General features: G+C 71.7%; 23 protein-coding genes. 18 read left to right on the top strand and 5 right to left on the bottom strand.

The genetic code is table 11. The features are described 5' to 3' along the window. Window positions 1-35: 35 nt before the first annotated feature. Complete coding sequence (locus JT1_RS15080) at window positions 36-926, top strand: DUF4397 domain-containing protein (protein ID WP_082807703.1); 891 nt, start codon at window positions 36-38, stop codon at window positions 924-926. On the opposite strand, the gene JT1_RS15085 is transcribed toward JT1_RS15080, so the two are convergent. Then, window positions 896-2,062 carry a S1 family peptidase gene (locus JT1_RS15085; RefSeq protein ID WP_068328329.1) on the bottom strand — a complete coding sequence of 389 codons (1,167 nt, stop codon included), beginning with the start codon at window positions 2,060-2,062 and terminating at the stop codon, window positions 896-898. The genes JT1_RS15080 and JT1_RS15085 overlap by 31 nt on opposite strands. Window positions 2,063-2,369: 307 nt before the next feature. Between JT1_RS15085 and ahpC the strand changes: the two genes are divergently transcribed. The 4 genes from ahpC (at window position 2,370) to JT1_RS15105 (ending at window position 6,119) form a co-directional block, all read left to right on the top strand. Continuing rightward, entirely contained in the window at window positions 2,370-2,936 is a 567-nt protein-coding gene (ahpC, locus tag JT1_RS15090; protein ID WP_068328331.1) for an alkyl hydroperoxide reductase subunit C, read from the top strand. A gap of 140 nt (window positions 2,937-3,076) precedes the next feature. After that, window positions 3,077-4,756, top strand: a complete 1,680-nt coding sequence (ahpF, locus tag JT1_RS15095; RefSeq protein ID WP_068328333.1) for an alkyl hydroperoxide reductase subunit F — start codon at window positions 3,077-3,079, stop codon at window positions 4,754-4,756. 25 nt (window positions 4,757-4,781) lie between these two features. Further along, window positions 4,782-5,210: a cupin domain-containing protein gene (locus JT1_RS15100; RefSeq protein ID WP_068328334.1), complete on the top strand. Its 429-nt coding sequence runs from the start codon at window positions 4,782-4,784 to the stop codon at window positions 5,208-5,210. A 99-nt stretch (window positions 5,211-5,309) separates the two neighbouring features. Continuing rightward, window positions 5,310-6,119, top strand: coding sequence for an alpha/beta fold hydrolase (locus JT1_RS15105; RefSeq protein WP_068328337.1), 810 nt, complete (start codon window positions 5,310-5,312; stop codon window positions 6,117-6,119). A 15-nt stretch (window positions 6,120-6,134) separates the two neighbouring features. On the opposite strand, the gene JT1_RS15110 is transcribed toward JT1_RS15105, so the two are convergent. Genes JT1_RS15110 through JT1_RS15120 form a run of 3 tightly spaced genes read right to left on the bottom strand, consistent with a single transcriptional unit; the run spans window position 6,135 to window position 9,500 of the window. Continuing rightward, a complete protein-coding gene (locus JT1_RS15110; RefSeq protein WP_068328340.1) occupies window positions 6,135-8,726 on the bottom strand; it encodes a multicopper oxidase domain-containing protein in 2,592 nt (863 codons plus the stop codon). A 47-nt stretch (window positions 8,727-8,773) separates the two neighbouring features. Next, on the bottom strand, window positions 8,774-9,235 hold the full coding sequence (locus tag JT1_RS15115; protein ID WP_068328344.1) for a hemerythrin domain-containing protein: 462 nt from the start codon (window positions 9,233-9,235) through the stop codon (window positions 8,774-8,776). 4 nt (window positions 9,236-9,239) lie between these two features. After that, a complete protein-coding gene (locus JT1_RS15120) occupies window positions 9,240-9,500 on the bottom strand; it encodes a DUF2249 domain-containing protein (protein ID WP_068328347.1) in 261 nt (86 codons plus the stop codon). Window positions 9,501-9,568: 68 nt separating this feature from the next. On the opposite strand from JT1_RS15120, the gene JT1_RS15125 reads away from it, so the two are divergent. From JT1_RS15125 to JT1_RS15160, 8 genes are all read left to right on the top strand, one after another. Continuing rightward, the gene (locus JT1_RS15125) at window positions 9,569-10,225 is read left to right on the top strand and encodes a helix-turn-helix transcriptional regulator (protein ID WP_068328352.1); all 657 of its coding nucleotides are present in this window, start codon (window positions 9,569-9,571) and stop codon (window positions 10,223-10,225) included. Between the two features lie 75 nt (window positions 10,226-10,300). Next, on the top strand, window positions 10,301-11,917 hold the full coding sequence (locus JT1_RS15130) for a flavin-containing monooxygenase (RefSeq protein ID WP_068328354.1): 1,617 nt from the start codon (window positions 10,301-10,303) through the stop codon (window positions 11,915-11,917). Beyond that, entirely contained in the window at window positions 11,914-12,768 is an 855-nt protein-coding gene (locus tag JT1_RS15135; protein WP_068328357.1) for an SDR family NAD(P)-dependent oxidoreductase, read from the top strand. Before JT1_RS15130 ends, JT1_RS15135 begins: the two co-directional genes overlap by 4 nt. A gap of 30 nt (window positions 12,769-12,798) precedes the next feature. Beyond that, entirely contained in the window at window positions 12,799-13,800 is a 1,002-nt protein-coding gene (locus tag JT1_RS15140; protein WP_068329363.1) for an NAD(P)H-dependent flavin oxidoreductase, read from the top strand. 70 nt (window positions 13,801-13,870) lie between these two features. Next, window positions 13,871-14,701 carry an aldo/keto reductase gene (locus tag JT1_RS15145; RefSeq protein ID WP_068328363.1) on the top strand — a complete coding sequence of 277 codons (831 nt, stop codon included), beginning with the start codon at window positions 13,871-13,873 and terminating at the stop codon, window positions 14,699-14,701. After that, a complete protein-coding gene (locus tag JT1_RS15150; protein ID WP_068328365.1) occupies window positions 14,701-16,056 on the top strand; it encodes an aspartate aminotransferase family protein in 1,356 nt (451 codons plus the stop codon). Before JT1_RS15145 ends, JT1_RS15150 begins: the two co-directional genes overlap by 1 nt. Next, a complete protein-coding gene (locus JT1_RS15155; protein WP_255218339.1) occupies window positions 16,053-17,636 on the top strand; it encodes a class I adenylate-forming enzyme family protein in 1,584 nt (527 codons plus the stop codon). The genes JT1_RS15150 and JT1_RS15155 overlap by 4 nt, the downstream gene beginning before the upstream one ends. A 49-nt stretch (window positions 17,637-17,685) precedes the next feature. Beyond that, window positions 17,686-17,976 (top strand): hypothetical protein, encoded by a 291-nt coding sequence (locus tag JT1_RS15160; protein WP_169702027.1) that lies wholly within the window; start codon window positions 17,686-17,688, stop codon window positions 17,974-17,976. 32 nt (window positions 17,977-18,008) lie between these two features. Here JT1_RS15160 and JT1_RS15165 read toward each other — a convergent pair whose 3' ends face one another. Next, the gene (locus JT1_RS15165; protein ID WP_068328376.1) at window positions 18,009-20,114 is read right to left on the bottom strand and encodes an NAD(+) synthase; all 2,106 of its coding nucleotides are present in this window, start codon (window positions 20,112-20,114) and stop codon (window positions 18,009-18,011) included. Between the two features lie 63 nt (window positions 20,115-20,177). Between JT1_RS15165 and JT1_RS15170 the strand changes: the two genes are divergently transcribed. From JT1_RS15170 to JT1_RS15190, 5 genes are all read left to right on the top strand, one after another. After that, on the top strand, window positions 20,178-20,918 hold the full coding sequence (locus JT1_RS15170; protein WP_068328378.1) for a hypothetical protein: 741 nt from the start codon (window positions 20,178-20,180) through the stop codon (window positions 20,916-20,918). A 72-nt stretch (window positions 20,919-20,990) separates the two neighbouring features. Further along, the gene (locus JT1_RS15175) at window positions 20,991-21,698 is read left to right on the top strand and encodes a hypothetical protein (protein WP_068328380.1); all 708 of its coding nucleotides are present in this window, start codon (window positions 20,991-20,993) and stop codon (window positions 21,696-21,698) included. A gap of 143 nt (window positions 21,699-21,841) precedes the next feature. After that, entirely contained in the window at window positions 21,842-23,338 is a 1,497-nt protein-coding gene (locus tag JT1_RS15180) for a type I restriction-modification system subunit M (protein WP_068329371.1), read from the top strand. Window positions 23,339-23,358: 20 nt separating this feature from the next. Further along, window positions 23,359-24,507, top strand: coding sequence for a restriction endonuclease subunit S (locus JT1_RS18030; RefSeq protein ID WP_169702028.1), 1,149 nt, complete (start codon window positions 23,359-23,361; stop codon window positions 24,505-24,507). Between the two features lie 29 nt (window positions 24,508-24,536). Next, window positions 24,537-25,415 carry a restriction endonuclease gene (locus JT1_RS15190; protein ID WP_369407441.1) on the top strand — a complete coding sequence of 293 codons (879 nt, stop codon included), beginning with the start codon at window positions 24,537-24,539 and terminating at the stop codon, window positions 25,413-25,415. Window position 25,416 lies beyond the last annotated feature (1 nt).

Consider the following 25,416-nt stretch of genomic DNA (forward strand, 5'->3'; position numbering starts at 1 on the left):
AGCAGCGTCTCCCCACCCAGACCAGGAGCACCCTCATGCGACTCACCCGACCGCTCGCCATCGCCGCACTGTCCACGGGCTTCGTCACCGCCCTGAGCGCCCCGGCCTTCGCCGCCGACGGCGACGCCACCGTGAGCATCCTGCACGGGGTGCCGGGCGCCACGGTGGACGTCTACGCCAACGGCGACGTCCTGCTCGAAGGCTTCGAGCCCGGCACGATCACCGACCCCATGCCCCTGCCCGCGGGGGAGTACGACCTCAAGGTCACCGCGGCCGGTGCCGGCGCCGACGGCGACGCCGTCATCCAGGCCGACGACGTCGCGGTCGAGGCCGGGACCAACATCACCGTCGCGGCCCACCTGGACGCCGACGGCACCCCTGTCCTCACCCCCTTCGCCAACGACGTGTCCGCCACCGAGCCCGGGCAGGCCCGCCTGACCGTCCGGCACACCGCCGCGGCCCCGGCGGTCGACGTCCGCGCCAACGGTGAGGTCGCCTTCGCCGACGTGACGAACCCCAAGGAGGGCACGACCGACCTCGCGGCCGGGACCGTCTCGGCCGACGTGGTCCTCGCCGGCACCGACGACGTCGTCATCGGCCCGGCCGACGTCACGCTCAAGGAGGGCACCAACACGATCGTGTACGCGTGGGGCTCCGCCGAGGACGACAACCTGGACCTCGCCGTCCAGGAGGTCTCCGGGCTTCCCCATCACCCAGTCGCTGCTCGACGAGGGCTACGTGATCGTCGACATCTCCCACGAGGCCTTCGACGACCGTCCCGAGCACTCGGGCGACAGCCTCGTCCGCGGTCCGCTGGCCGAGGACGCCTGACCGCCGGGCAGGACGAAGGGGGTGGGCCGGGCGGCCCACCCCCTTCGCCGTCGTCGGACCGGGGTCAGTTGGCGACGTCGATCCGCACGCCGTAGTAGCTCGCCGCGTCGACGACCGGCTGGTAGAAGCTGTACGAGCCGGCCGCGTAGCCGCGGTTGTACCCGCACTCCACGCCGACCGGGCCGCCGGAGGTCATGCCCTGGGCGAGGTTGCCGACGCCGATGTACGCGCCCCCGGAGTCGCCGCCCTCGGTGCAGACGCTCGCCTCGGCGAGGCCGGAGACGATGGTGCCGCCGTAGTTGACGGTGCGGTTGTAGGCCTTGATCGTGCCGCAGGTCCAGCCCGTGGTGTTGCCGGCCTTGCAGATCTCGGAGCCGACGGCGTTCTTGCTCGCGCCCTGCACGGCGTAGTAGCCCGAGTGGCCGCGGCTGTCGACGTAGGGCTGGCCCACGTCCTCGGTGTCGATGTCCATCAGGCCCATGTCGACGCTGCTGTATCCCTCGCGGAAGCGGCTGTGCGTGCCCCTGCCGATGTGGGTGCCGTTGGCGTCGAGGACGGCGGGCAGGCCCTCGACGCAGTGGCCGGCGGTGAGCAGGACGTTGTTGCCGCTGGAGGTCCTGCCCGGGTAGCCCAGGCTGCAGTTGGTGCCGGGGGACAGGTCCATGATCCGGCCCGGCACGACATCGGCCTGGGTGCTCAGCGCGTCGGCGGTGGTGACGGTGACCCGGTCCATGGCGGCGATGCGTTGGCGCAGCGCGGTCGGCGCGTCCTCGGCGATGCGCACCTCGACGACGCCGCGCTGCAGGTTCGGGCCGACGGTGACGACGTGTCCCGACTGCGACCCGGCCCGCCTGAGCACGGTGGCCGCGACCCGGTCGAGGGCGCTCTGGCTCACGGTCGTGCTCGGGCGCAGCCCCGCGGCGCGCACCCTGGCGGCGTCCCGGGCGGTGCCCACGCCGACGACGAGCTGGGTCCCCTCGAACCATGCCCCGTCGGCGTCGACCCCCTTCGCCTCGAGCGAGCGAAGGGAGGCCTGCTTGCGCTCCTTCGTCGCGAGGTAGCTCCTGGCCTCGGCCTGCGTCCTGCCGTCGCGCTGCATGACGTACGACGTCATCGGGTCGGCCCGGTTGATCCCGTCGTCGGGCACGGGGGCCGCGGTCGCAGCCGGGGTGAGCATGACGCCGGCGCCGACGAGGGCTCCGGTGAGGGACAGGGTGCTGCGCAGTGTCATGGGGTCTCCTTGGTGTGGCCGGGGTGTCCGGCTCGGTGAGACGAAGGTGCCGCCCCGGGGTGACCTGCGCCACGGGGCCTGACCGAATCCGGAGCCGGGTGGCGGAATCCGAGGCCGGCGCACGCCGGGTGCTGACCTCCCGCGGGGGACTTCGCACCAGTCAGCCCGCGCAGTTCACCCGGATTTCACGGACCCGGTTTGCGCCCTCGGGGGCCATCCGCTAGATTGGAATCGTTCCAATCCACGGAGCGCTCAAGCGCGACGCGGGTCGGAGCCACTGACCCCGAGATGCACAGGAGCTCAACGCATGTCCCTCATCAACACCCAGATCAAGCCCTTCCAGGCCACCGGCTACATCAACGGTGAGTTCAAGGACTTCTCCGAGGCCGACATCGCCGGCAAGTGGGCGATCTTCTTCTTCTACCCGGCGGACTTCACCTTCGTCTGCCCGACCGAGCTCGAGGACCTGGCCGGCCAGTACGACGCCGAGCTCAAGGACCTGGGCGTCGAGGTCTTCTCCGTCTCGACCGACACGCACTTCACGCACAAGGCGTGGCACGAGACCTCCGAGGCCGTCGGCAAGGTCACCTACCCGATGCTCGGCGACCCGACCGCGACCATCTCGCGCAACTTCGACATCCTGCGTGAGGACGAGGGCCTGGCCAACCGTGGCACCTTCCTCGTCGACCCCGACGGCGTGATCCAGTTCCTCGAGATCACCGCCGAGGGCATCGGCCGCAACGCCGCCGAGCTCGTCCGCAAGGTCAAGGCCGCCCAGTACGTCCGCAACAACCCCGGTGAGGTCTGCCCGGCCAAGTGGGAAGAGGGCGCCGAGACCCTCGCCCCGAGCCTGGACCTCGTCGGCAAGATCTGATCGAGCCCTGACAGATCGCCGGGCTGTGCCCGGCACCGCATCCGGAAGGGGGGCGACGGCGCCCTGCCGTCGCCCCCCACCCTGCACCCGCGCACCACCTCGCGCCGCCCCCTTCGTCCCGACAGGAGTCGCTCCACACCATGGCCCTCGACCCGAACCTCGCCACCCAGCTCAAGGCCTACCTCGAGAACCTCCGCGAGCCGATCGAGCTCGTCGCCTCCCTCGACGACGGGGCCAAGTCCGCGGAGCTCGACGCGCTGCTCGTCGAGATCGAGGGCATGAGCGCGCAGATCACCCGCCGCGTGGCCGAAGGGGGCGAGCGCGACGAGCGCGTCCCCTCCTTCGCGATCACCCGGGTGTCCGACCCGAGCGTCTCCGTCCGCTTCGCCGGCATCCCGATGGGCCACGAGTTCACCTCCCTCGTCCTCGCCCTGCTGCAGGTCGGCGGCCACCCGAGCAAGGCCTCGCAGGACCTCATCGACCAGGTCAAGGGACTGCAGGGTGCCCACCACTTCGAGACCTTCTTCTCCCTGAGCTGCCAGAACTGCCCGGACGTCGTCCAGGCCCTCAACCTCATGAGCGTGCTCAACCCGCAGATCACCCACACCGCCATCGACGGCGCGGTCTTCCCGACCGAGGCCGAGCAGCGCGGCGTCCTCGCGGTGCCCACCGTCTTCCACAACGGTGAGTCCTTCGGCTCCGGCCGCATGGAGCTGGCCGAGATCGTCGGCAAGGTCGACGAGCTCTCCGGTGGTGACTCCGCCGCCCGCGCCGCGGAGGAGCTCTCCGCCCGCGAGCCCTACGACGTCCTCGTCGTCGGCGGTGGCCCCGCCGGCGCGTCCGCCGCCATCTACGCGGCCCGCAAGGGGATCCGCACCGGCCTCGTCGCCGAGCGCTTCGGTGGCCAGGTCCTCGACACGATGGCGATCGAGAACCTCGTCTCCGTCCCTCACACCGAGGGTCCCAGGCTCGCTGCCGACCTCGAGCGCCACGTCACCGAGTACGACGTCGAGATGATCCGCAGCCAGGCGGCTGCCGGGCTGTCCGCCGGTGACGACGGCCTGACGGTCGTCGACCTGGCCAACGGCGCCACTCTCTCGGGCAGGACCGTCGTCCTCGCGACCGGCGCCCGCTGGCGCACGATGGGCGTCCCCGGCGAGGAGGAGTATCGCAACAAGGGCGTCACCTTCTGCCCGCACTGCGACGGCCCGCTCTTCAAGGGCAAGCGCATCGCCGTCATCGGCGGCGGCAACTCCGGCGTCGAGGCCGCGATCGACCTCGCCGGCGTCGTCGGCCACGTCACCCTCATCGAGTTCATGGACGAGATGCGCGCCGACGCGGTCCTGCAGCGCAAGCTGCGCTCGCTGCCCAACGTCGACGTCCGCCTCGGCACCAAGACGACCGAGGTCGTCGGTGACGGCGGCAAGGTGACCGGTCTGGTGCTCGAGCCGCGCGACGGCGGCCCGTCCGAGCAGCTCGCCCTCGAGGGCGTCTTCGTCCAGATCGGCCTGCTGCCCAACACCGAGTGGCTCGGTGACGCGGTCGAGCTGTCCGAGCGCGGCGAGATCGTCATCGACGGCGTCGGCCGGACCAGCATGCCGGGCGTCTTCGCCGCAGGGGACTGCACGGTCGAGCCCTACAAGCAGATCGTCACCGCCCTGGGTGCCGGCTCGACGGCGTCGCTGAGCGCCTTCGACCACCTCATCCGCACGAGCGCCCCCGACGAGGAGTCGGCGATCGCGGCGACCAAGGCGGCCGACGGCCCCCTCGAGGCCGGCGACCAGATCGACGTGCCGGACTCGGTCGGCGCGAGCGCCTGAGCCGACCACACCACGAGGAGACAGCATGACTGAGCAGATCGACCTCTCGGACCACGGACCCGCCCCCTATGTCGTCGACATCGAGTCGGCCACGCTGCAGAACTCGAACTACCGCTCCACGCTGTGGACCGGCAACCACGTGCAGCTGACGGTCATGGCGATCGCCCCCGGCGACGACATCGGCCTGGAGGTGCACGACGACCACGACCAGTTCCTGCGGGTCGAGGAGGGCCGCGGCCGGGTCCAGATGGGTCCTGCCGAGGACGACCTGTCGTTCGAGCGCGAGGTCGGCGACGACGACATCATCATGGTCCCGGCCGGCCAGTGGCACAACGTCACCAACATCGGTGACGAGCCCCTCAAGGTCTACTCGCTCTACGGCCCGCCCGAGCACGTGCGGGGCACCGTCCACGCGACGAAGGCCGACCAGGAGGCCGACCCGCACGAGCACTGAGCTCCACGGGACCCGTGGCGAAGGGCGGGGCGCACCCAGGTGCGTCCCGCCCTTCGTCGTCCTCTGGCGTCGCAGGTGACCGACGAGTAACCTGCGCCCATGCACAGCACCATCGAGTACTCGCGCCACGAGGGCGTGGGCGAGCCCGTCGTCCTCGTCCACGGCATCGGCCACCGGCGTGAGGCGTGGGGTGAGGTGCCGCGCCTCCTCGCCGACCGCGGCCACGACGTCTACGTCGTCGACCTGCCCGGCCATGGCTCCTCCCCGGTGCCCGCCGCGCCGGACGGCTACTCCATGCGCAGCCAGGCCGAGCAGCTCGAGCGGCTCTTCGCCGGTCTCGGCCTCGATCGTCCGCACGTCGTCGGCAACTCCCTCGGGGGTGCCCTGTCACTCGAGCTGGCCCACCGTGGGAGCGTGCGCTCGGCGACCGTCCTCTCGCCGGCCGGGTTCTTCCCGCCCCTGCACCTGGCCAATGTCGCCGCCAACCTCCTCTTCATGAGGCTCGGGAGCCACCTGCCCGAGGCCGTGCACCGCAGGCTCCTCGCCCACGCGTGGTTCCGCAGGATCGCCTTCCGCTCGCTGTACACGCACCCGGAGCGGGTCTCCCTCGAGGACGCCGTCGGTGACACGCTCAACCTGCGCCGCGCCAGGGGCTTCTGGCCGAACTTCGTCCGGGGGGTCCTGCTGCGGTTCGACCAGGACGTCACGGTCCCGACGACCGTCGCCTGGGGCGACACCGACCGGCTGCTCCTGCCGAGCGAGGCGCTGGTCGCGCGCCGTCGACTGCCCGCGGCGACGCACGTGACGCTGCCCGACTGCGGCCACTGCCCGCAGGTCGACCACCCGGACCTCGTCGCCGACGTCGTCCTGGCGACGATCTCCCGGACCGGCGAGCGCGCCACGGCCTGACGCGGACCCGGCCGCTCAGCGCACGCGGACGATGCCGTGCGCGCCCCGCTCGGCGTCGGTCATCACGTGGTTGACGAAGGGGTAGTGGCCGGCCTCGGGGAAAGTCAGCTCGACGAACCCGCCCTGGGCCGGGAGCAGGGGCAGGACCTGTGATCCCGCGGCCGGTCCGCCGACCTCGTCGGGTCCACCGACGCGGTAGGCCCCCTCCTCCCAGACGGTGTCGAACTGGCCGCCGACGACGTGGAAGGAGAGCGGCCCGTCCGGCCCCGCGTCGAGGACCCAGAAGCGCACGCGCTCGCCGACACGGGCGGTGAGCGGGTCGGCGTCGTACTGGAAGGCGCGCCCGTTGAAGGCGGTCGCGACCGGGTCCGTGCTCGTGTCCTCGCCCGCGTGGAGCTCGGACGCGGTGACCACGTACGAGCGGTCGACCTCGGGCAGGTCGGGCGGCTCGATGACCACCGCGCCGAACATGCCCTGGGCGATGTGCGTCGACATCGGCATCGTCGAGCAGTGGTACATCCAGATCCCGGCGCGTTCGGCGGTGAAGGTGTACGTCAGCCGTTGGCCCGGTCCGATGGTGCGCATCGGCCGGTCGGGAGCCAGGGCGCCGGCGTGGAAGTCGATCGAGTGCCCGATGCTCCCGTCGTTGACGAGGGTGACGACGAAGCGGTCACCGACCCGTCCGTGCAGCGTGGGGCCGGGCGCGCTGCCGCCGAAGGTCCACCGGGTGCGCGTGACGCCGGGCGCGACCTCGACCTCCTGCTCCTGCACCCGCAGGGTCACGCGGTGGGTGCGCGTCGCGGGCAACGGTGGGAGGGAGGCATCGTCGGCCTCGAAGCCCTCCGGCCACGTGGCTCCGGGCGTCAGGGCGAAGGGGGGTTCGGCGCCCGTGCTCGAGCGCGGGCCGGCGGTGGCGCCGCCGGTGGCGCCGTCGGGCGCGCCGGTCACCACGATGTCGAAGGTCATCCCCATCGCGCGGTGCCCGGCGACGGAGCACCACCCCTGCCGGTCGGCGCCGACGACGCCGACGTCGAGGGTGGCGGACTCCCCCTTCGCCAGGCGGGGGGTCTGCGTGTCGTCGTCGAGGTAGAGGTCGTGGACGGTGCTGCCGTCGGTGTTGGTGAGCGTGATGACGAGCCGGTCGCCCGCCGGCACCTCGACGCGGGAGGGGCTGAAGCGCATGTCGGCCCGGGCCTCCACGGCGACCTCGGTCGTGTGGCCGGTCGGGGCCACGGACGTCGCGGGCGCGGCGCTCACGCTGCCGCCCTCGAGGGCCGGCTGCACGGCCGGTCCGGCGGCCAGGGCGAGGGCCACGAGGGTCACGCCGGCCATGAGCTGGGTGCGGGGGAAGGGGGGCTCGAGCACCCGGGTGGCCTCGGCCCGGCCCTGCTCCAGCCCCGTCCGACGGTCCTCGGGGGTGGCGAGCGCGGCCTCCCGGCGGGCGGCGACGAGGCGCTTGATCGTGCTGAGCAGGATCGAGACGTTGGCCGCGAGCCCGACGAGCACGAGCGTCGTGAGCACGACCCGCGTGCCGGCCGGGACCGGCAGCAGCGCGAGCGCGAGGGGGACGTTGATGATGACGATGCGGGTCATGCCGATCCGGTCGAAGCCGGCGATGCCGATCCGCACGACCCGCGGTCCGCCACCGATGGCGGCGGTGACGAGGTGGCTCAGCGCGCCGGTGAGCACCTGCAGCGCGAAGCCCACGACGAGCACGGCCGCGACCCGCCCGTAGCCGGTGGCCATCTCGGGGAACCCGTCCGCCGTCGCCACCCGCCAGGCGATCATGGCGATGCCGACGAGGAACCAGGCGGCGCCGGCCATGACCGACCACGACGCGAAGTGGCGCGGGGGCTTCTGCCGGGCCGGCGCGACGAGCGAGCGGGCGTTCCACAGCAGCGCGGCGACATAGCCGGCGATGCCCGCGAGGAGCAGCCACCGCCACCCGAGCAGGGCTCCGGTGCAGGCCAGGCCCAGGCCGACGACCAGACCGGGCAGGGCCTGCCGGGCGCGGCGCTCGGCGGCGTCGTCCATGCGGGCGCGCAGGATCGTCGGCCACAGGGTGACGAGGGTGCCGGTGACCGTGATGCCGAGCCAGCCCAGGACGTTGACGAGCGAGTGGGCGAGGAGCAGGCGCGCGTGCATCTCGTCGCCCTGGCCGCGGGCGAGCAGCACGCCGAGGGTCGCGCCGACCGGGAGGAAGGCCGCGGACGCGAGGTAGTGGTGCACGACGACGCGGAAGCGTCCGGGCAGCGCCCCGCGCAGCCGGCGCACGAGCTGCCAGGCGTGCCAGCAGACGGCCGAGGCGACGGCGCTCGCCCCGGCGAGGGTCAACCACCACCAGGTCGTCGGGACGCCGACGAGCACGGCGAGGACGCCGAGGTGCAGCAGGACCAGGCGCCGGTTCTGCGTGGCCCGCAGGTCGATGTCGGGGTGGTTCTTCAGCAGGGTCGTCGCGAAGTGCGTGCTCCACACCATCACCGAGTGGGTGAGTGCGCCGAGGGCGACCATGTGGACCATGAGCCAGGTCGCGTCCGGGACGAAGGGGTGGACGAGCGCCGTGAGCGCGGCGGCGACGAGCCAGAGCACGCCGGGCCGGTCGCGCATCGCCCAGACCCCGCCCTGGCCTCGGGGCGGGGTGGCCGGTCGGCCCGTCACCGCGCTGCGAGGGGAGACGTCGGCGCGGCCGCGGCCGTGAGGGCGTCGACCTCGTCCCAGTCGTCACCGCGGAGGGTCGTGAGCGAGGCGGGGAAGAGACCGTCCTCCTCGCGCTCGATGTGCGAGCGCAGCTCGGTGTAGAAGCGGTCGGCGGCAGCGAGGTCACCGGCCCGGACCCGGGCCAGCAGCCCGTCGAGGCCGACGTGCTCGCTGCACAGGGCGTCGATGTACCCGGTGAAGTCCTCGTCGCGCCGCAGCACGGTGAACAGACCGGCCTCCTCAGCGCCCGTGTGCGGCGCGAGCATGGCCGCGAGGTCGTCGACGAGCTCGACGACCTCGGCGGTGTCGCCCGCGGCCGCTGCCCGCCGCAGCAGACCGGTCGCGTTGATGAGCTCCTCGTGCTCGGCGGTGAAGCGCCCGATCATGTCGATCGACTGGCAGCCGCAGTAGGAGCACATGACGTCAGGACGCGGCGCGGGTGAGGCGCAGGGTCCAGGCGTCGGGACCCGGCACGAGGTACTCGACCGACCAGACGCCCGGCTCGAGACCCTCGACCTGGCGCAGCAGGGGCTGCGGGTCGTGCGGGGCGACGAGGTCGAGGGCGCCTCCCGGGCGGATCGCCGACAGGGCGCCGATGACCGTGGCGTGCCGGATCGAGCGCGGGATCGGGCGCACGTCGAGGGCCGGGATGTCCTCGGCCAGGGGGAGGTGGGTCTCGGTCATGGTGTGTCCCTTCGAGGGTGGCCGCGGTGCTGTTGTCCGCGCCCTGCCAATTTACTACATTGGATTCCGTGAATAACAACTCGCTCGGGCCGCGCCCGACGCCCCGGGCCGACCCCGACGACCTCGGTGCCGCCGCCCGGGTGCTCGAGGCGCTGCGCGGCGGTGACGGGCCGCTGCGCATCGGCGAGATCGCCGCTGCCGTGGGCTCCCACGACAACACCATCCGTGGGCACCTCGCGACGCTGCTCGAGCGGGAGCTCATCGAGGCGGTGCCCGCCCCGGCCCGAGGGCGCGGCCGACCGGCGCTCCTGTACTCAGCCCGCCCACGGCCGGGTGGTCGTGCCGGCGAGTACCGCGCCCTCGCCGGCGCGTTCGCTGCCGACCTCGTCGCGAGCGGTGGCGGCCCCCGGGTGCGGGCTCGGGCCCGCCGGATCGGGCGCGCCTGGGGTGAGCACCTCGCCACCGGGGCTGCGCAGGAGGGACCGCGCCCCGACCTCGACACCGCCCTGAGCGACCTCGGCTTCGGGCCGGAGCGGGACGGCGACCTCGTGAGGCTCACCACCTGCCCCCTGCTCGACCTGGCCGTCGCCAACCCGGACGTCATCTGCCAGGTGCACCTCGGCCTCGTCGACGGCATCGTCGACCGGCGCGAGGGCGACCCCGAGCCGCAGCTCACCCCCTTCGCCGAGCCGGGGGCCTGTCACCTGCGGACGCCCCGGGCGTAGCGTCGCGGCGGTGCGTCCGCGCCGGGACCGGCGTAGGTTACCCGTGAGGAACAACGCCGTGACGGAAGGTCGCCGATGACTGCTGCACCCGAGGACCGCGCCGAGCCGGGCCCCGCCCCCAGCGAGCTGCCGGAGCGCGTCGACGTCCTCGTCGTCGGCGCCGGCCTGTCGGGCATCGGCGCCGCCCACCGGATCCGCGAGGCCAACCCCGACGCCACCATGGCGATCCTCGAGGCCCGCGAGGCCACCGGCGGCACGTGGGACCTCTTCCGCTACCCGGGGGTCCGCTCGGACTCCGACATGTTCACCCTGTCCTTCCCCTTCCGTCCATGGCAGGGCCGCAGGGCGATCGCCGACGGCGGCGACATCCTCGACTACCTCCGCGACACCGCTCGCGCCTGTGGCCTCGACGCCCTGGTCCGCACCGGGCACCGCGTCGTCGCCGCGAGCTGGTCGACCGACGCCCAGGAGTGGGTGGTCGACGTCGAGACCCCGGCCGGCCACCGGCAGGTGCGGGCCGGGTTCATCCACCTCGGCAGCGGCTACTACGACTACGAGCGGGCGCACGACGCGGGCTTCGCGGGCGTCGAGGACTTCGCCGGGACCGTCGTCCACCCGCAGTTCTGGCCCGAGGGCCTCGACCACGCCGGCCAGCGCGTCGTCGTCATCGGCTCGGGCGCCACCGCCGTCACCGTCGTCCCCGCGATGGCGCGGACCGCCGCGCACGTGACGATGCTGCAGCGCACCCCGAGCTATGTCTTCGAGGTGCCGGGGGTCGACCCCTTCGTCCAGGCGCTGCGCACCCGGCTCGGCCCCGGCGCGGTCCAGGCCGTGGCCCGCGTCAAGAACCTCGGGATGCAGTACTTCCTCTACGGGCTCTCCCGGCGCCGGCCGGCGGCCGCCAACAAGCTCGTCCTCGGGCAGCTGCGGCGGCAGCTGCCGCAGGACGTCGTCGACGAGCACTTCACCCCGCCGTACGACGTGTGGGACCAGCGCCTGTGCGCCGTCCCCGACGGCGACCTCTACGCCTCGATCCGCAGCGGTCGCGCGGACGTCGTCACCGGGCACATCGACCGCTTCGTCCCCGAGGGCGTGCGGTTGACCGACGGGCGCGTCGTCGAGGCCGACATCGTCGTGACGGCCACCGGCCTGCTGCTCAAGCTGCTCGGCGGCGTCCGGTTCAGCGTCGACGGCGAGCCGGTCGCGATGGAGCGGGCCTACGCCTACCGCGGCCTCATGCTCGCCGGCGTGCCCAACGTGACGATGACCGTCGGCTACGTCAACGCCTCGTGGACCCTGCGCGCCGACCTGGTGAGCCGGTACGTCGCCTCGCTCATCGGCCACATGCGCGACCGCGGGCTCGGCGTCGCCGTCCCCGTCGCTCCCGACGGCATGACCGCCGGGCCGATCCTCGACCTCACCGCGGGGTACGTCCAGCGTGTCGTCTCGGCCTTCCCCAAGGTCGGCGACCGGGCGCCGTGGACGATGCCGCAGAGCTACCTCAAGGACAAGATCGCCTTCGGCCGCGCCGATGTGACCGCGGACATGCACTTCGTGCCCGTCGGGGCGAATGGGGCCCACCTCCCGCGGGGTGCGGCGGCGCCGGCCGTCCTGCCGCTGCCCGGGACGTCGAGCAATGTCGACGGCTCCCCGGGCGACGTGCGCGACGAGACCCTCGAGGTGCTGCGATGAAGCGGCCCGAGCTCGTCGTCGCCGGTGGCACCGCCGTCGTCACCGGCGCGGCCGGTGGGATGGGCGAGCACCTCGCCAAGGGCCTGGCCCGGCGCGGTGCGGACCTCGTCGTCCTCGACCGGGACGCGGAGGGCCTGGAGCGCGTCGCCGCCGAGATCGGGCGGGAGACGCCGGGAGCGGGGGTCACCCCCTTCGTCGTCGACCTCGCCGACCGGGCCGCCACGGACGACGTCATCGAGCGGGTCCGCACCGAGCACCCGGCCGTGACGATGCTCTTCAACAACGCGGGCGTCGCCGTCGGCGGCCGCTTCACGCAGGTGAGCGCCGCGGACTTCGACTGGCTGCTCGAGATCAACCTGCTCGCGCCGATCCGCCTCACCCGGGCGCTGCTGCCGGTGATGCTCGACAACGGCCAGGGGCAGGTCGTCAACACCTCGAGCCTCTTCGGGCTGATCGGGCCGCCCGGCCAGAGCGCCTACTGCACGAGCAAGTTCGGCCTGCGCGGGTTCTCCGAGTCGCTGCGCAGCGAGCTCGACGAGGAGGACCAGCCGGTCGGCGTCACCGTCGTCCACCCCGGCGGCATCAGGACGAACATCGCGGTCAACGCGCGGGTCGCCGAGGGCGTCGACCCGGGGGAGGCCGAGACCTACCGCAGGGCCTTCGACAAGATGCTCAGCCACCCCGCCGACCGGGCCGCCGAGGCCATCATCGAGGCCGCGATCGCGGGGCAGGGTCGGCTGCTCATCGGCAACGACGCCAAGGCGCTCGACAAGCTCGCCCGCGCCGTCCCCGCGCGGTACTGGTCGCTGATGGGCCGCGGGATGGCCCTCGCCACGAGGCGAGCCCGGTAACCGCGGCGCAGGTCTGTTTGGATGGGGGGCATGACGATGCCCCCCCAGCTCCAGGGCCGACTGCGCCTGCCCATCATCGCCGCGCCGATGTTCCTCGGCTCCGGCCTCGACCTCGTCATCGGCACCTGCCGCGCGGGTGTCATCGGGACCTTCCCCGCGCTCAACCTGCGCACGACGGAGGAGTTCGACGGCTGGTTGACGCAGATCGAGAGCGCGCTCGCGGAGCCGACGGACACCGGCCGCGAGCCCGCGCCGTACGGGGTGAACTTCGTCGTGCACCGCACCAACAAGCGCATCGAGGCCGACCTCGCCAAGATCGTCGAGCACCGCGTGCCGCTCGTCATCACCAGTCTGGGGGCCGCCCAGGACGTCGTCGACGCGGTCCACTCCTACGGCGGTCTCGTCTTCCACGACGTCGTCAACGCTCCCTTCGCCGTCAAGGCGGCGCAGGCCGGCGTCGACGGGCTGATCCTCGTCTCCGCGGGCTCCGGTGGCCACTCGGGCGGGCTCAACCCCTTCGCCCTCATCGCCGAGGTGCGGCGGGTCTGGGACGGACCGCTCATCCTCGGTGGCGCCCTGAGCTCCGGCCGCGACGTCCTCGCGGCGCAGGCCGCCGGCGCCGACCTGGCGTACATGGGCACGAGGTTCCTCGCGACGCAGGAGTCGGCCGTGTCCGAGGAGTACCGCCGGATGCTCGTCGACTCGGGCGCCGAGGAGATCGTCTACACCCCGTCGATCAGCACGATCCCGGCCAACTTCCTGCGCCGCAGCATCATCGGGGCCGGCCTCGACCCCGACGACCTGCCCGCGCCGGAGCGCATCGACGTCTCCCACGTGACCAACCCGCACACCGAGGAGGAGCCGCGCAGCACCTCGTCGACGATCGCGCCCAAGGCGTGGCGCGACGTGTGGAGCGCGGGGCACTCCGTCGCGGGCATCGAGGACGTCCTGCCGGTGGCCGACCTCGTCGACCAGCTCGAGGCCGAGTACACGCAGGCGAAGGGGGAGCTCCTCGCCGTGCTCGGGGAGTGAGCCGGCGGGCCCTCCTGCCCGACCCTGACCGGGGCTCGCACCGCGACGCGCGGCTGGTTAGCGTGGGTCCATGGTTGAGCTCCCCACACGCGTCCTGGGGGACGGCGTCTCCGTCCCCGTCCTCGGCTTCGGCACCTACCCGCTCCGCGGTGACGACGGCGTGCGCGCCATGGTCTCCGCGCTCGAGGTCGGCTACCGCCTCATCGACACCGCGGTGAACTACCGCAACGAGCGCGAGGTCGCGGAGGCCGTGCGCGCCAGCGGCCTGGATCGCGGTGACGTCTTCATCCAGAGCAAGGTGCCCGGTCGCGACCACCGCGGCGCCAAGGGCTGCATCGAGACCTCGCTGCAGGTCATGGGCCTCGAGTACCTCGACAGCGTGCTCGTCCACTGGCCCAACCCCTCGCAGGAGTCCTACGTCCGCGCGTGGGAGGGGCTCGTCGCGGCCAAGGAGGCCGGGCTCGTCCGGTCCATCGGCGTCAGCAACTTCACGCCGCGGTTCCTCGACGAGATCATCGAGGCCACGGGCGTGACGCCCGCGTCCAACCAGATCGAGATGCACCCGGCCTTCCCGCAGGTGGAGCAGCGCGCCGCCGACGCCGCACGCGGCATCGTCACCCAGGCGTGGAGCCCGATCGGCCGCGGCGAGCTCCTCGACGCGGCGCCCGTCGTGGCCGCCGCCGAGGCCCACGGCGTCACGCCGGCCCAGGTCGTCCTGCGCTGGCACCTGCACCTCGGCTCCCTCCCGCTGCCGAAGTCCGCGGACCCCGAGCGCCAGCGCACCAACCTCGAGGTGCTCGGCTTCGACCTCTCCGACGCCGAGACCGAGGCGATCACCGCGCTCGGCCGCCCCGACGGGCGCCTCTTCGGCGCCGACCCCGAGACCCACGAGGAGATGTGATGGGGGAGCTGCTGCCCTCGCTCGACATGGACGAGGTGCGCCGGCTCGACCGGGCGCACGTCTTCCACTCCTGGTCGGCCCAGGACCTCATCGACCCGCCCGGCGTCGCGTCGGCGCAGGGGTCACGCTTCACCGACCACGAGGGCCGCAGCTACCTCGACTTCGCCAGCCAGCTCGTCAACGTCAACATCGGTCACCAGCACCCGGAGCTCGTCGCGGCCATCGCCGAGGCCGCCGGGCGGATGACGACGATGGCACCGGGGTTCGCGGTCGAGGCGCGCTCGCAGGCCGCGGCGATGATCGCCGCCAGGGCCCCCGGCGACCTCGACTCGGTCTTCTTCACCACTGGTGGCGCCGATGCCAACGAGCACGCGATCCGGATGGCGCGCCTGCACACGGGGCGGCACAAGGTCCTCGCGGCCTACCGCAGCTACCACGGCGGCACGTCCGGGGCGATGGCCCTCACGGGTGAACCTCGGCGGTGGGGGAGCGAGCCGTCGTTCACCGGCGTCGTCCACTTCTGGGGCCCGTACCCGTACCGCTCGCCCTTCCACTCCGACAGCGACGAGCAGGAGTGCGAGCGCGCGCTGGAGCACCTGCGGCAGACGATCGCCGTCGAGGGTCCCCAGCACGTCGCCGCGATCGTCCTGGAGACGGTCGTCGGCACCAACGGCGTGCTCGTCCCGCCGGACGGCTACCTGGCCGGTGTCCGCGAGATCTGCGACGAGCACGGCATCGTCATGGTGGCCGACGAGGTGATGGCCGGCTTCGGCCGCGCGGGCGAGTGGTTCGCCGTGGACCGGTGGGGCGTCACGCCCGACCTCATCACCTTCGCGAAGGGGGTCAACTCCGGCTACGTCCCGCTCGGCGGGGTCATCGTCGACGCGCCGATCCGGGAGACCTTCGGGCAGCGCCCGTACCCGGGCGGCCTGACGTACCAGGGACACCCGCTCGCCTGCGCGTCCGCGGTGGCGTCGATGCGGATCTTCGAGCGGGACGGGATCGTCGAGCACGCCCGGGCGCTCGGCGAGGACGTCATCGGCCCCGGCCTGCGCGAGATCGCCGGGCGGCACCCGAGCGTCGGTGACGTGCGCGGCCTCGGCGTCCTCTGGGCGGTCGAGCTCGTGCGCGACCGGGAGACCCGTGAGCCGCTCGTGCCCTTCAACGCCTCGGGCGAGGCGTCCGCGCCGATGGGTGAGGTCGCGGCGGCGTGCAAGGAGGCCGGGCTGTGGCCGATGGTCGCCGGCAACCGGGTCCACGTCGTGCCGCCGTGCACGACGAGCGCCGACGAGGTCCGTGAGGGCCTGGCGATCCTCGACGAGGCGCTGTCGGTCGCTGACGCCCACACCGCGTGACGGCCGGCGAGGGGGCGGCCCGCTGGCCGGTCCGGCCGGTCCCGGGCGAGGCGGTCCCGTCCCCCTTCGGCATGTCCGTCTACTGCGTCGCCGACCCTGCGGGGCGGGCCCCGGACCGGGACGCGCTCGTCGTCGTGCACGGCGACGGCGACGACTCTCGGTGGACCTTCGGGCAGGTCGACGACACCGTGCGTGCCGTGGCCGCCGGGCTGCTGGGGCTCGGGCTGCACCCGGGTGACCGCGTGCTGCTGCGCATGGGCAACCGGGCGGAGTTCCCCTTCGTCTTCTTCGGGGCGATCGCGGCGGGACTCGTCGCGGTCCCGACGAGCTCGCAGCTCACCGCGGACGAGGCCGGGCTCCTGCTCCGGGACTGCGGTGCCTCCGCCGTCGCGCTCGACCCCGACCTCGATCTCGTGGTCCCGCAGGGAGTCCCGGTCGTCACGGCCGACGACATCGCGACCTGGGTCGCGGGCGGCGAGCGCGCCGAGCACGACCTCGGCGATCCGGACCGGCCGGCCTTCATCACGTACACCTCCGGCACGACCGGCAGGCCGAAGGGGGTGACCCACGCCCACCGCAGCGCCTGGGGCCGGCGGCCGATGTACCGCGGCTGGTACGGGCTCGAGGAGGGCGACGTCATGCTCCACGCCGGCGCCCTCAACTGGACGTACACGCTCGGCGTCGGGCTCACCGACCCGTGGGCCAGTGCCGCGACCGCGATCGTCCACGACGGTCCGCGGGACGGCCTGGTCTGGCCGCGGATCATCGCCTCCCACCGGGCGACCCACGTCGCGGCCGTCCCGGGGGTCTACCGCCACCTGCTGCGCCACGGGAACCCGGCGGCGTGGGACCTGCGCTCCCTGCGGGCCGCCCTCGTGGCGGGCGAGGCGCTCCCTTCGTCCCTGTGGCGGGAGTGGACGCAGGCGACCGGGGTGCCGCTGCACGAGTCGCTCGGGATGAGCGAGATCTCGACCTTCGTCTCCACCGGGCCAGACGTGCCGGTGCGCCCCGGCAGCCCGGGGCGCGCCCAGCCCGGCCGCCGGGTCGCCGTCCTCGACCCCGAGCGGCTCGATGCCTCGATGCCCCTGCCTCCCGGCGAGATCGGGCGCCTCGCGGTCCACCGCTCCGACCCGGGCCTGATGCTCGGCTACTGGCAGCGGCCCGAGGAGACGGCCGAGGTGCTGCGGGGGGAGTGGTTCGTCACCGGTGACCTCGCCGAGATCGACGAGGACGGGTACCTGACCTACCACGGTCGCTCCGACGACGTCATGAACGCGATGGGCTACCGCGTCTCCCCGGCCGAGGTCGAGGAGGCGCTCGCGGGCACGCCGGGCGTCGCCGAGGTCGCCGTGTCGGCGCTCGACGTCGGTGACGGGGTCAGCCTGGTCTGCGCGTGGGTCGTGCCGACGGCCGGTGCCGACCCGCAGTCGCTGCGCCAGGGCGTGCTCGACCGCGCGGCCGAGCGGCTCGCCCCCTACAAGCGGCCCCGCGAGGTGCGCGTGCTGGAGGCGCTGCCCCGGACCGCCAACGGCAAGGTCGTACGGCGTGACCTGCGCGATCTCGCAGGCCCGCGGACGTGAGGGCAGAGGCCTTGTCCACGAGGCGTCGCCTCATGGGATGATGGGCGCCATGAGCAAGCACCCTCGCCTGTCCCACCCGCCGACCGGGCCGCACGCCGTCGAGGACCTGGGCCACGCGCAGAACGCCGCGTGGTACGCCGTCCTCGTCCTCGGTGTCATCACCGCGGCCGTCGGCACGTGGGCCGTCATCGCCCTGAGCCCGATGCTCGGCATCCTCGCCGTCATCCTGACCGTCGTGACGATCGTCGTCGGCGTCGTCATGAGCAAGATGGGCATGGGCAGCTACACCTACGCCGAGGGCGACACGGCGACCGACAGCCCCTCGATCGGCATCAAGTGACCCCGTGACGAAGGGGGGAGCGCCCCCCTTCGTCACTGCGTCGGGACGTTGTCCTCGATGTCCGCGACCCAGCGGGTGCCGGCGACGTCGCTCGGCATCCGCCAGTCACCCCGCGGTGACAACGTGCCGCCCGGCAGCACCTTGGGCCCGTTGGGCAGCGCCGAGCGCTTGAACTGGTTGTCGAAGAACCGCTGGACGAAGACGAGCAGCCACTTCCTGATCTCGGTCAGGTCGTAGGCGCCGCGGTCCTCCTCGGCGACCGAGCTCGGCCAGGTGCCGCGCGACGCGTCGGACCACGCCTGCTCCGCGAGGAAGGCGATCTTGCTCGGCCGGTCCCCACGGCGCAGCACGTGGAAGAGGGTGAAGTCCTGCAGCGCGTACGGCCCGATCCTGTCCTGGGTCGACTGCGGCCGGTCCGCGTCCTTGCTCGGGACGAGCTCGGGGGAGATCTCGGTGCCGAGCACCGACAGCAGCGTCTGCGAGACCTCGGGCAGCTGGCCGGAGTCGGCCACCCAGTGCACGAGGTGCTGCATGAGCGTCTTGGGCACGCCCGCGTTGACCCCGTAGTGGCTCATCTGGTCGCCGACCCCGTACGTGCACCAGCCGAGGGCCAGCTCGGACAGGTCGCCGGTGCCCAGCACGATCCCCCCCCGCTGGTTGGCGATGCGGAAGAGGTAGTCCGTGCGCAGCCCGGCCTGCACGTTCTCGAAGGTGACGTCGTAGACCCCGTCCGGGTGGTCCGCCTCGGGGTCGAGCCCGTAGGGGTGGCCGAGGCCGCGCAGCATCTGGGTGGCCGTGGGCCGGATGTCGAGCTCCTCCCACGTGATGCCGAGCGACTCCATGAGCGCGACGGCATTGGTCTTGGTGCGGTCGCTCGTCGCGAAGCCCGGCATCGTGATGCCGATGATGTCGGTGCGCGGGCGCTCCAACCGGTCCATCGCCTTGGCCGCGACGAGCAGGGCGTGGGTGGAGTCGAGCCCGCCGCTCACGCCGATGACGATCTTCGGCTCCCAGTCGGGGCCGCCGATGGCGCGCAGCCGCTGCTCGAGGGCGGACACCTGGATGTTGTAGGCCTCGTAGCAGTCCTGGGCCAGCCGGGCCTCGTCGTCGGGGACGAAGGGGAAGCGGTCCAGCGCGCGGAGCAGGCCGAGGTCGCCGGTCGGTGGGTCGAGCTCGATGTGGACCTCGCGGAAGGGCGCGACGTCGACGCCGATGCCGACCGCGTTGTCGTCGAAGCTGCCCTGGCGCATGCGCTCCTGCCGCAGCCGGTCGACGTCGACGTCGACGAGGGTCTCGCGGGGACCGGCGGGGAAGCGCTCGGACTCGCCGAGGAGGTCTCCCCCTTCGTAGACCATGGTCTGGCCGTCCCAGGAGAGGTCCGTGCTCGACTCGCCCTCGCTGGCCGCCGCGTAGAGGTAGGCCGCGTTGCAGCGCATCGACGCGGACCGGGCGAGCAGGTGCCGGTCGTCGGCGCGCGCGACGGTGATGGGGGAGGCGGAGAGGTTGAGCAGGACGGTCGCACCGGCGAGGGCCGCCGCGTGGCTCGGCGGGACCGGGACCCACATGTCCTCGCAGACCTCGGCGTGGACGACGAGGCCCGGTACGTCGTCGACGTGGACGAGGACGTCGGTGCCGAAGGGGACGCCGTCGAGCACCTCCGCCGCGTCACCGGTGGCGAAGGTCGGCCGGAACCACTCGTCGACGATGCCGGCCCCGGCCGCGAAGTGCCGCTTCTCGTAGAACTCACGGTAGTTGGGCAGGTAGGCCTTGGGCGCGATGCCGACGACCTCGCCGCGGTGGATGAGGACCGCGCAGTTGTACAGACGGTTGCGGTGGCGAAGGGGGGCGCCCACGACGACGAGCGGCATCAGGTCGGCGGTCTGCTCGGCGAGGTGGACGAGGGCGGCCTCGACGTCGCGCAGGAGCACGTCCTGCAGGAAGAGGTCGTCGACGGCGTACCCGGTGAGGCCCAGCTCCGGGAAGAGCGCGACCGCCGTGCCGCGCTCGTGGAGGTGGCGCACCCGCGTCAGGACCGCCTCCGCGTTGGCGTGCGGGTCGGCCATCGTCACCGGGAGCGTGCACGCAGCGACCCGCGCGAAGCCGTGGCGGTAGAGGTTGCGGAAGTCGCGATCCGTCATGGGCCGACCCTACCCAGCGAAAACCCAGTGGTCCTTTCCTCCCCCTTCGTCTTGGATGGCCTGATGCGGACCCACTCCCTCGCCGAGCGCCCGGACCTCGTCGACGCCTTCTGGTCGATCGAGGGGGACTGGCCGACCTTCATGCTCCAGGACCCGACGTCGGACCGCGCGTACGAGGCGGTGGTCGACGGCTTCCCGCAGCTGCACCTCGTCGTCATGGACGGTGACGTGGCGGTCGCGCGGCTGCACGCCGTCGCGTTCGAGGCGGGCGTCGACTCGCTCCCGCCCCGGGGGTGGGACCACGCGCTCCAGCGGGCAGAGTGGATGGTGGCGAAGGAGGCGACCCCTGACCTCTCGACCATCAGCCTCATCGAGGCGCGGGTGGCGGTGGGCCGGCGGGGCGAGGGCCTGAGCGGTGCGCTGCTAGCGGAGGCGCGCCGGCGGTACGCGGCGCTGGGCTGCCGGGACCTCTTCGGCCCGGTGCGGCCGACCCGCAAGTGGCTCGAGCCGCGCACCGGCGCGGACGAGTACGCGCGGCGGGTGCGCGAGGACGGGCTCCCGGTCGACCCGTGGCTGCGCGCTCACGTCCGGCTCGGTGGCCGGATCGTGCAGGTCGCGCCGCTGTCGATGACGATCCCGGGGACGCTCGCGCAGTGGCGGGAGTGGACCGGCCTGCCCTTCGACGCGGATGGTCGCCTCGATGTCGAAGGGGGTCTCGCCCCGGTGCACGTCGACGTCGCCAACGACCACGCGGTGTACGTCGAGCCGAATGTCTGGGTCCACCACGACCTGCGCGGTGCCTGACCACCGTTAGTCAATGTCCGCAGGCGGTCTGCCTGCGTGGCCTCCAGACCTCGCACCGGGCAGGATGAGCCCATGCCCTCGATCGCCGATCGTGCTCGCGCTGCAGCCGACCCCGATGCGGACACTGATGTCCTTCGCGATGCGGCGACGGATCGTGCCCCCAAGGTCCGCGCGGCCGTGGCGCAGAACCCGTCGACCCCGTCGGAGGTCCTCGCTCTGTTGGTGGAGGACGAGAGGTGGCAGGTGCGCTTCGGCGTCGTGGACAATCCCAGCGCGGCCGCCCGACGAGTCGCGTTGTCCTGCACTGATCGTGAGACACGGGCCCTCGCTGCGCAGCGTGACGACCTGACGCCCGAAGACCTCGAGCGGATTCTCGCCGACCCTGAGCCCGAGGTCCGCGAATTCCTGGCGCAGGTGGTCACCGACGAACGCGTGGTGGCTCGGCTCGCTGCCGACGAGGCAGCGCGGGTGCGGGCGGCTCTCGCACAAAACGTCGCGGTCCCCGACGACCTGTTGGAGGGCCTCGCACGCGACCGCCGCGCCGAGGTTCGGTCGGCGGCCGCCATCTCTCGGCGCCTCTCTCCCGAGACGGTGCTGGCGCTGGCCGACGACCGCTCGGTCACGGTGCAGTGGTGGACCCTGACGAGCCACCCCGAGCGGCGCGACGTGGCCGAGCGCATCGCCGCCCAAGGGGACGAGATGAATGCCGAACAGGCGCGGGATCAACTCGAGCACCCGCGGCAGCCCCCCGGGACCGGCCGACGGGTGGTCGAGTCTTAGCCGGGTAGATGTCGTAGTCGATGCTTCTGGACCTTCTCCAGCCAGGTGTGAGCCCAAGACCAGTCACGACGCAGGCGGCGATCGCGGCCACGACTGCGGCGGTCATGCACAGCCAGGGTTTCCGCCGCAGTAGCCTGACGCTCGTGATCACCGGAGACCTCAAGAGCAAGATCGACACCGTCTGGAACGCCTTCTGGAGTGGCGGGATCTCCAACCCGCTGGAGGTCATCGAGCAGATCACCTACCTGCTCTTCATCAGGCGGCTGGACGAGCTGCAGACGCTCAAGGAGAAGAAGGCCCGCGTCACTGGCAGCATCAAGTACCCGATCTTCCTGCCCGGGCAGTCCCACCTGAGGTGGCAGCACCTCAAGAACGCCGGGGCTGCCGAGGCGCACCAGACGATGGTCCGGGAGGTCTTCCCCTTCCTCCACACGCTCGGCGGTGAGGGCTCGACCTACTCCGACCACATGAAGGACGCCCGCTACACAATCCCGACTGCTGCGCTGTTGTCCAAGGTCGTCGACCTCATCGACGACATCCCGATGGACAACCGTGACACCAACGGTGACCTCTACGAGTACCTGCTGTCGAAGATCGCCTCAGCCGGTACCAACGGTCAGTTCCGTACGCCGCGCCACATCATCGAGCTGATGGTCGCCATGACGGCGCCCACCCCCGAGGACGAGATCTGCGACCCGGCTTGCGGCACAGCGGGATTCCTCGCCGCCGCCTCCGAGTACGTCCGCGAGCATCACCCGTCAGCACTGACGAATGTCACGCAGCGGCAGCACTTCCACAACAGCATGTTCCACGGCTACGACTTCGACTCGACCATGTTGCGGATCGGCAGCATGAACATGCTGATGCACGGCATCGAGGCTCCCGACATCCGCTACCGGGACTCGCTCTCCGAAGGCGCGAGCAGCGAGGAGGAGCAGTACTCGCTAATCCTCGCGAATCCGCCCTTCGCCGGATCGCTCGACTACGAGGCGACGGCCAAGGACCTCCAGCGCGTGGTCAAGACGAAGAAGACCGAGTTGCTCTTCCTCGCGCTCTTCCTCAAGCTTCTCAGGCCCGGTGGGCGCGCCGCGGTCATCGTGCCGGAGGGTGTCCTCTTCGGCTCGTCGAAGGCGCACAAGACCTTGCGCAAGATCCTCGTCGAGGAGCAGAAGCTCGACGCCGTCGTGAAGCTCCCCTCCGGCGTCTTCAAGCCCTACGCCGGTGTCTCGACGGCGATCCTCTTCTTCACGAGGACGGACTCCGGCGGCACCGATGACGTGTGGTTCTACGACGTGCGGGCCGACGGCTTCTCGCTCGACGACAAGCGCAACCCGATCGACGCGAACGACCTCCCCGACGTTCTCGCCCGCTGGCAGGCCAAGCCCGCCCCGCTGGCTGAGGAGCGAGGAACAAGCCTCGAAGCCTGGCCCGAGTTTGGCCGCGCCCGCACCAACCAGTCGTTCACCGTGCCGAAGGAAGACATCGTCGCCCAGGACTATGACCTTTCGGTGAACCGCTATCAGGAGGTCGTCCACGACGAAGTGGAGCACCGCGCACCGCGGAAGATCATCGCGGACATCGAGGCGCTTGAGGCGGAGATCGATGAAGTCCGCGCGGAGCTGAAGGCGATACTGTCGTGAGGTTCGCACGTTTGGCCGAGGTGGCTGAGATCAATCCTCGTGCTGTGCCCATCGCCGCCCAAGAGCCGGTGAGCTTCGTGGGGATGGCTGAGTTGAGCGCTGAGGGAGCGGTAGCAAAGGCGCGTGAAACGGTGCAATTTGATTCGGTGTCGAAGGGGTACACGGTCTTTCGTGACCAGGACGTTCTCGTAGCCAAGATCACCCCCTGTTGGGAAAACGGAAAGGTAGGTCAAGCCCACCTAGACCATGAGGTGGGTGTGGGCTCCACTGAGTTTCATGTGGTGCGAGCCACAGAAGCCACCGACCCTCGTTATCTCCTGCATTTCCTGAGGCGACCAGAAGTTCGCGCCCGCGGCGAACTGCGTATGACTGGCAGCGGCGGGCAAAGGCGTGTCCCCGCGGCCTATCTCGAGTCACTGCAGGTGCCCTTACCCTCGCTCCACGAGCAGCAGAGGATCGCCGCTATCCTCGACCACGCCGACGCCCTTCGCGCCAAGCGTCGCCAGGTCCTCGCCCACCTCGACGATCTCTCCCGGTCGATCTTCCACGATATGTTCGGTGATCCGACTTCTGATGGCGGGGTCGAAGCGGCTCGCCCATTGGCAGCTTGGGTTGATGTCGACAAGCCGATCACGTACGGAATCCTGAAACCGGGGCCTGATATCGATGGAGGCGTCCCCTATGTTCGTGTAGCGGACATGAAAAATGGCGACATCAACGTGGAAGCGGTTCGTCGCACAACGCCAGAGATCGCCCACGCCTACCGTCGATCGACCATTCGCACCGGCGACCTCCTGATATCGATACGAGGGCATGTTGGGCGTTTCGCAAGGGTTCCTGAGTCGCTTGATGGCGGCAACGTCACACAAGACTCGGCGAGGATCGCGATCAACAACGAGGCGTCTGCCGTCTACGTCCGGGGGGCCATCGAAACCCTCGGCCTCCAGCGATGGTTGGTGCGTCATACCAAGGGAGTGGCCGTGCGGGGCATCAATATCGGTGACCTGCGGCGGGTGCCGGTGCCTGACGTACCGCTTGGGCTCCAAGAGGCTTTCGCGGCTCGAGTCCGCGTCGTTGATGCCCAAAGAGTTGCGATCAAGAATGCTCTAGAAGCGGACGAAGAACTCTTCGCCTCACTTCAATCCCGCGCGTTCAAGGACGAGCTCTGATGGTTGCTCTTCCGTCGTGGGACCAGTTCATGATCCCAGTCCTGGAGCTCCAGTCAGACGGTGAAGTGCGCTCCCTTCGCTCCGTCCGGACCGACGTGGCTGCGGCGGTTCTCACCGAGGACCAACGTGCGACTGTCCTCCCTTCGGGAGTGCCCAAGGCCGACAACCGCATCGGGTGGGCGGTGTCGTACCTCTACCGCGTCGGGGCACTGGAACGGCCGGCGCGTGGCGACTATCGCATCACCGAGATGGGACGACGACTGCTGGCCGACCACCCTTCGGGCATCTCCGAGATCGAGCTGCGGCAGCATGCGCGGCCCGGCGACACGTGGTGGACGACCAAGGCCACCGACAGTGCGTCGGGAGTAGAGGTCGTGACGACCACCCCCGAGGTCGACCCGACCGAACAGGTCGAGGAAGGCATCGCCCGCATCCACGCCGACGTCGCCGTCGAGCTGCTCACCCGGCTGCACGCCAACGATCCCGCCTTCTTCGAGCAGGCCGTGCTCGACCTCCTCATGGCCATGGGCTACGGGGGAGCGGACGGCGCCGCGACCCGTACCCAGCTGTCCAACGACGGCGGCATCGACGGGATCATCGACCAGGACGCCCTCGGCCTGAGTCGGGTGTACGTGCAGGCCAAGCGCTACGCCCTCGACACCGCAGTCGGGCGACCCGAGATCCAGGGCTTCGTCGGAGCGCTGCACGGTCAGGCCGCCAACCAGGGCGTCTTCATCACGACCGGGCGCTTCAGCGGCGGGGCCCGCAGCTACGCCGACGGTGTCGCCACGCGGGTCGTCCTCGTCGACGGGCAGCGTCTCGCGACGCTGATGATCAGGTACGGCGTCGGCGTGCAGGTGCGGCGGTCGGTCCAGATCGTCGAGGTGGACGAGGACTTCTTCGAGTAGC

Origin of the sequence: Janibacter terrae NBRC 107853, assembly GCF_001591405.1 — a bacterium.
GTDB lineage: Bacteria > Actinomycetota > Actinomycetes > Actinomycetales > Dermatophilaceae > Janibacter > Janibacter terrae.

Excerpts from the sequence above, each read along its gene's own strand:
- JT1_RS15160 (WP_169702027.1), top strand. The coding sequence starts at position 17,686 with ATGAGCAAGCACCCTCGCCTGTCCCACCCGCCGACCGGGCCGCACGCC.
- JT1_RS15130 (WP_068328354.1), top strand. The coding sequence starts at position 10,301 with ATGACTGCTGCACCCGAGGACCGCGCCGAGCCGGGCCCCGCCCCCAGC.
- JT1_RS15190 (WP_369407441.1), top strand. The coding sequence starts at position 24,537 with ATGATCCCAGTCCTGGAGCTCCAGTCAGACGGTGAAGTGCGCTCCCTT.
- JT1_RS15080 (WP_082807703.1), top strand. The coding sequence starts at position 36 with ATGCGACTCACCCGACCGCTCGCCATCGCCGCACTGTCCACGGGCTTC.
- JT1_RS15115 (WP_068328344.1), bottom strand. The coding sequence starts at position 9,235 with ATGTGCTCCTACTGCGGCTGCCAGTCGATCGACATGATCGGGCGCTTC.
- JT1_RS15170 (WP_068328378.1), top strand. The coding sequence starts at position 20,178 with ATGCGGACCCACTCCCTCGCCGAGCGCCCGGACCTCGTCGACGCCTTC.
- JT1_RS15085 (WP_068328329.1), bottom strand. The coding sequence starts at position 2,062 with ATGACACTGCGCAGCACCCTGTCCCTCACCGGAGCCCTCGTCGGCGCC.
- JT1_RS15175 (WP_068328380.1), top strand. The coding sequence starts at position 20,991 with ATGCCCTCGATCGCCGATCGTGCTCGCGCTGCAGCCGACCCCGATGCG.
- ahpF (WP_068328333.1), top strand. The coding sequence starts at position 3,077 with ATGGCCCTCGACCCGAACCTCGCCACCCAGCTCAAGGCCTACCTCGAG.
- JT1_RS15145 (WP_068328363.1), top strand. The coding sequence starts at position 13,871 with ATGGTTGAGCTCCCCACACGCGTCCTGGGGGACGGCGTCTCCGTCCCC.
- JT1_RS15110 (WP_068328340.1), bottom strand. The coding sequence starts at position 8,726 with ATGCGCGACCGGCCCGGCGTGCTCTGGCTCGTCGCCGCCGCGCTCACG.
- JT1_RS15100 (WP_068328334.1), top strand. The coding sequence starts at position 4,782 with ATGACTGAGCAGATCGACCTCTCGGACCACGGACCCGCCCCCTATGTC.
- JT1_RS15105 (WP_068328337.1), top strand. The coding sequence starts at position 5,310 with ATGCACAGCACCATCGAGTACTCGCGCCACGAGGGCGTGGGCGAGCCC.
- JT1_RS15150 (WP_068328365.1), top strand. The coding sequence starts at position 14,701 with ATGGGGGAGCTGCTGCCCTCGCTCGACATGGACGAGGTGCGCCGGCTC.
- ahpC (WP_068328331.1), top strand. The coding sequence starts at position 2,370 with ATGTCCCTCATCAACACCCAGATCAAGCCCTTCCAGGCCACCGGCTAC.
- JT1_RS15120 (WP_068328347.1), bottom strand. The coding sequence starts at position 9,500 with ATGACCGAGACCCACCTCCCCCTGGCCGAGGACATCCCGGCCCTCGAC.
- JT1_RS15165 (WP_068328376.1), bottom strand. The coding sequence starts at position 20,114 with ATGACGGATCGCGACTTCCGCAACCTCTACCGCCACGGCTTCGCGCGG.
- JT1_RS15135 (WP_068328357.1), top strand. The coding sequence starts at position 11,914 with ATGAAGCGGCCCGAGCTCGTCGTCGCCGGTGGCACCGCCGTCGTCACC.
- JT1_RS15140 (WP_068329363.1), top strand. The coding sequence starts at position 12,799 with ATGACGATGCCCCCCCAGCTCCAGGGCCGACTGCGCCTGCCCATCATC.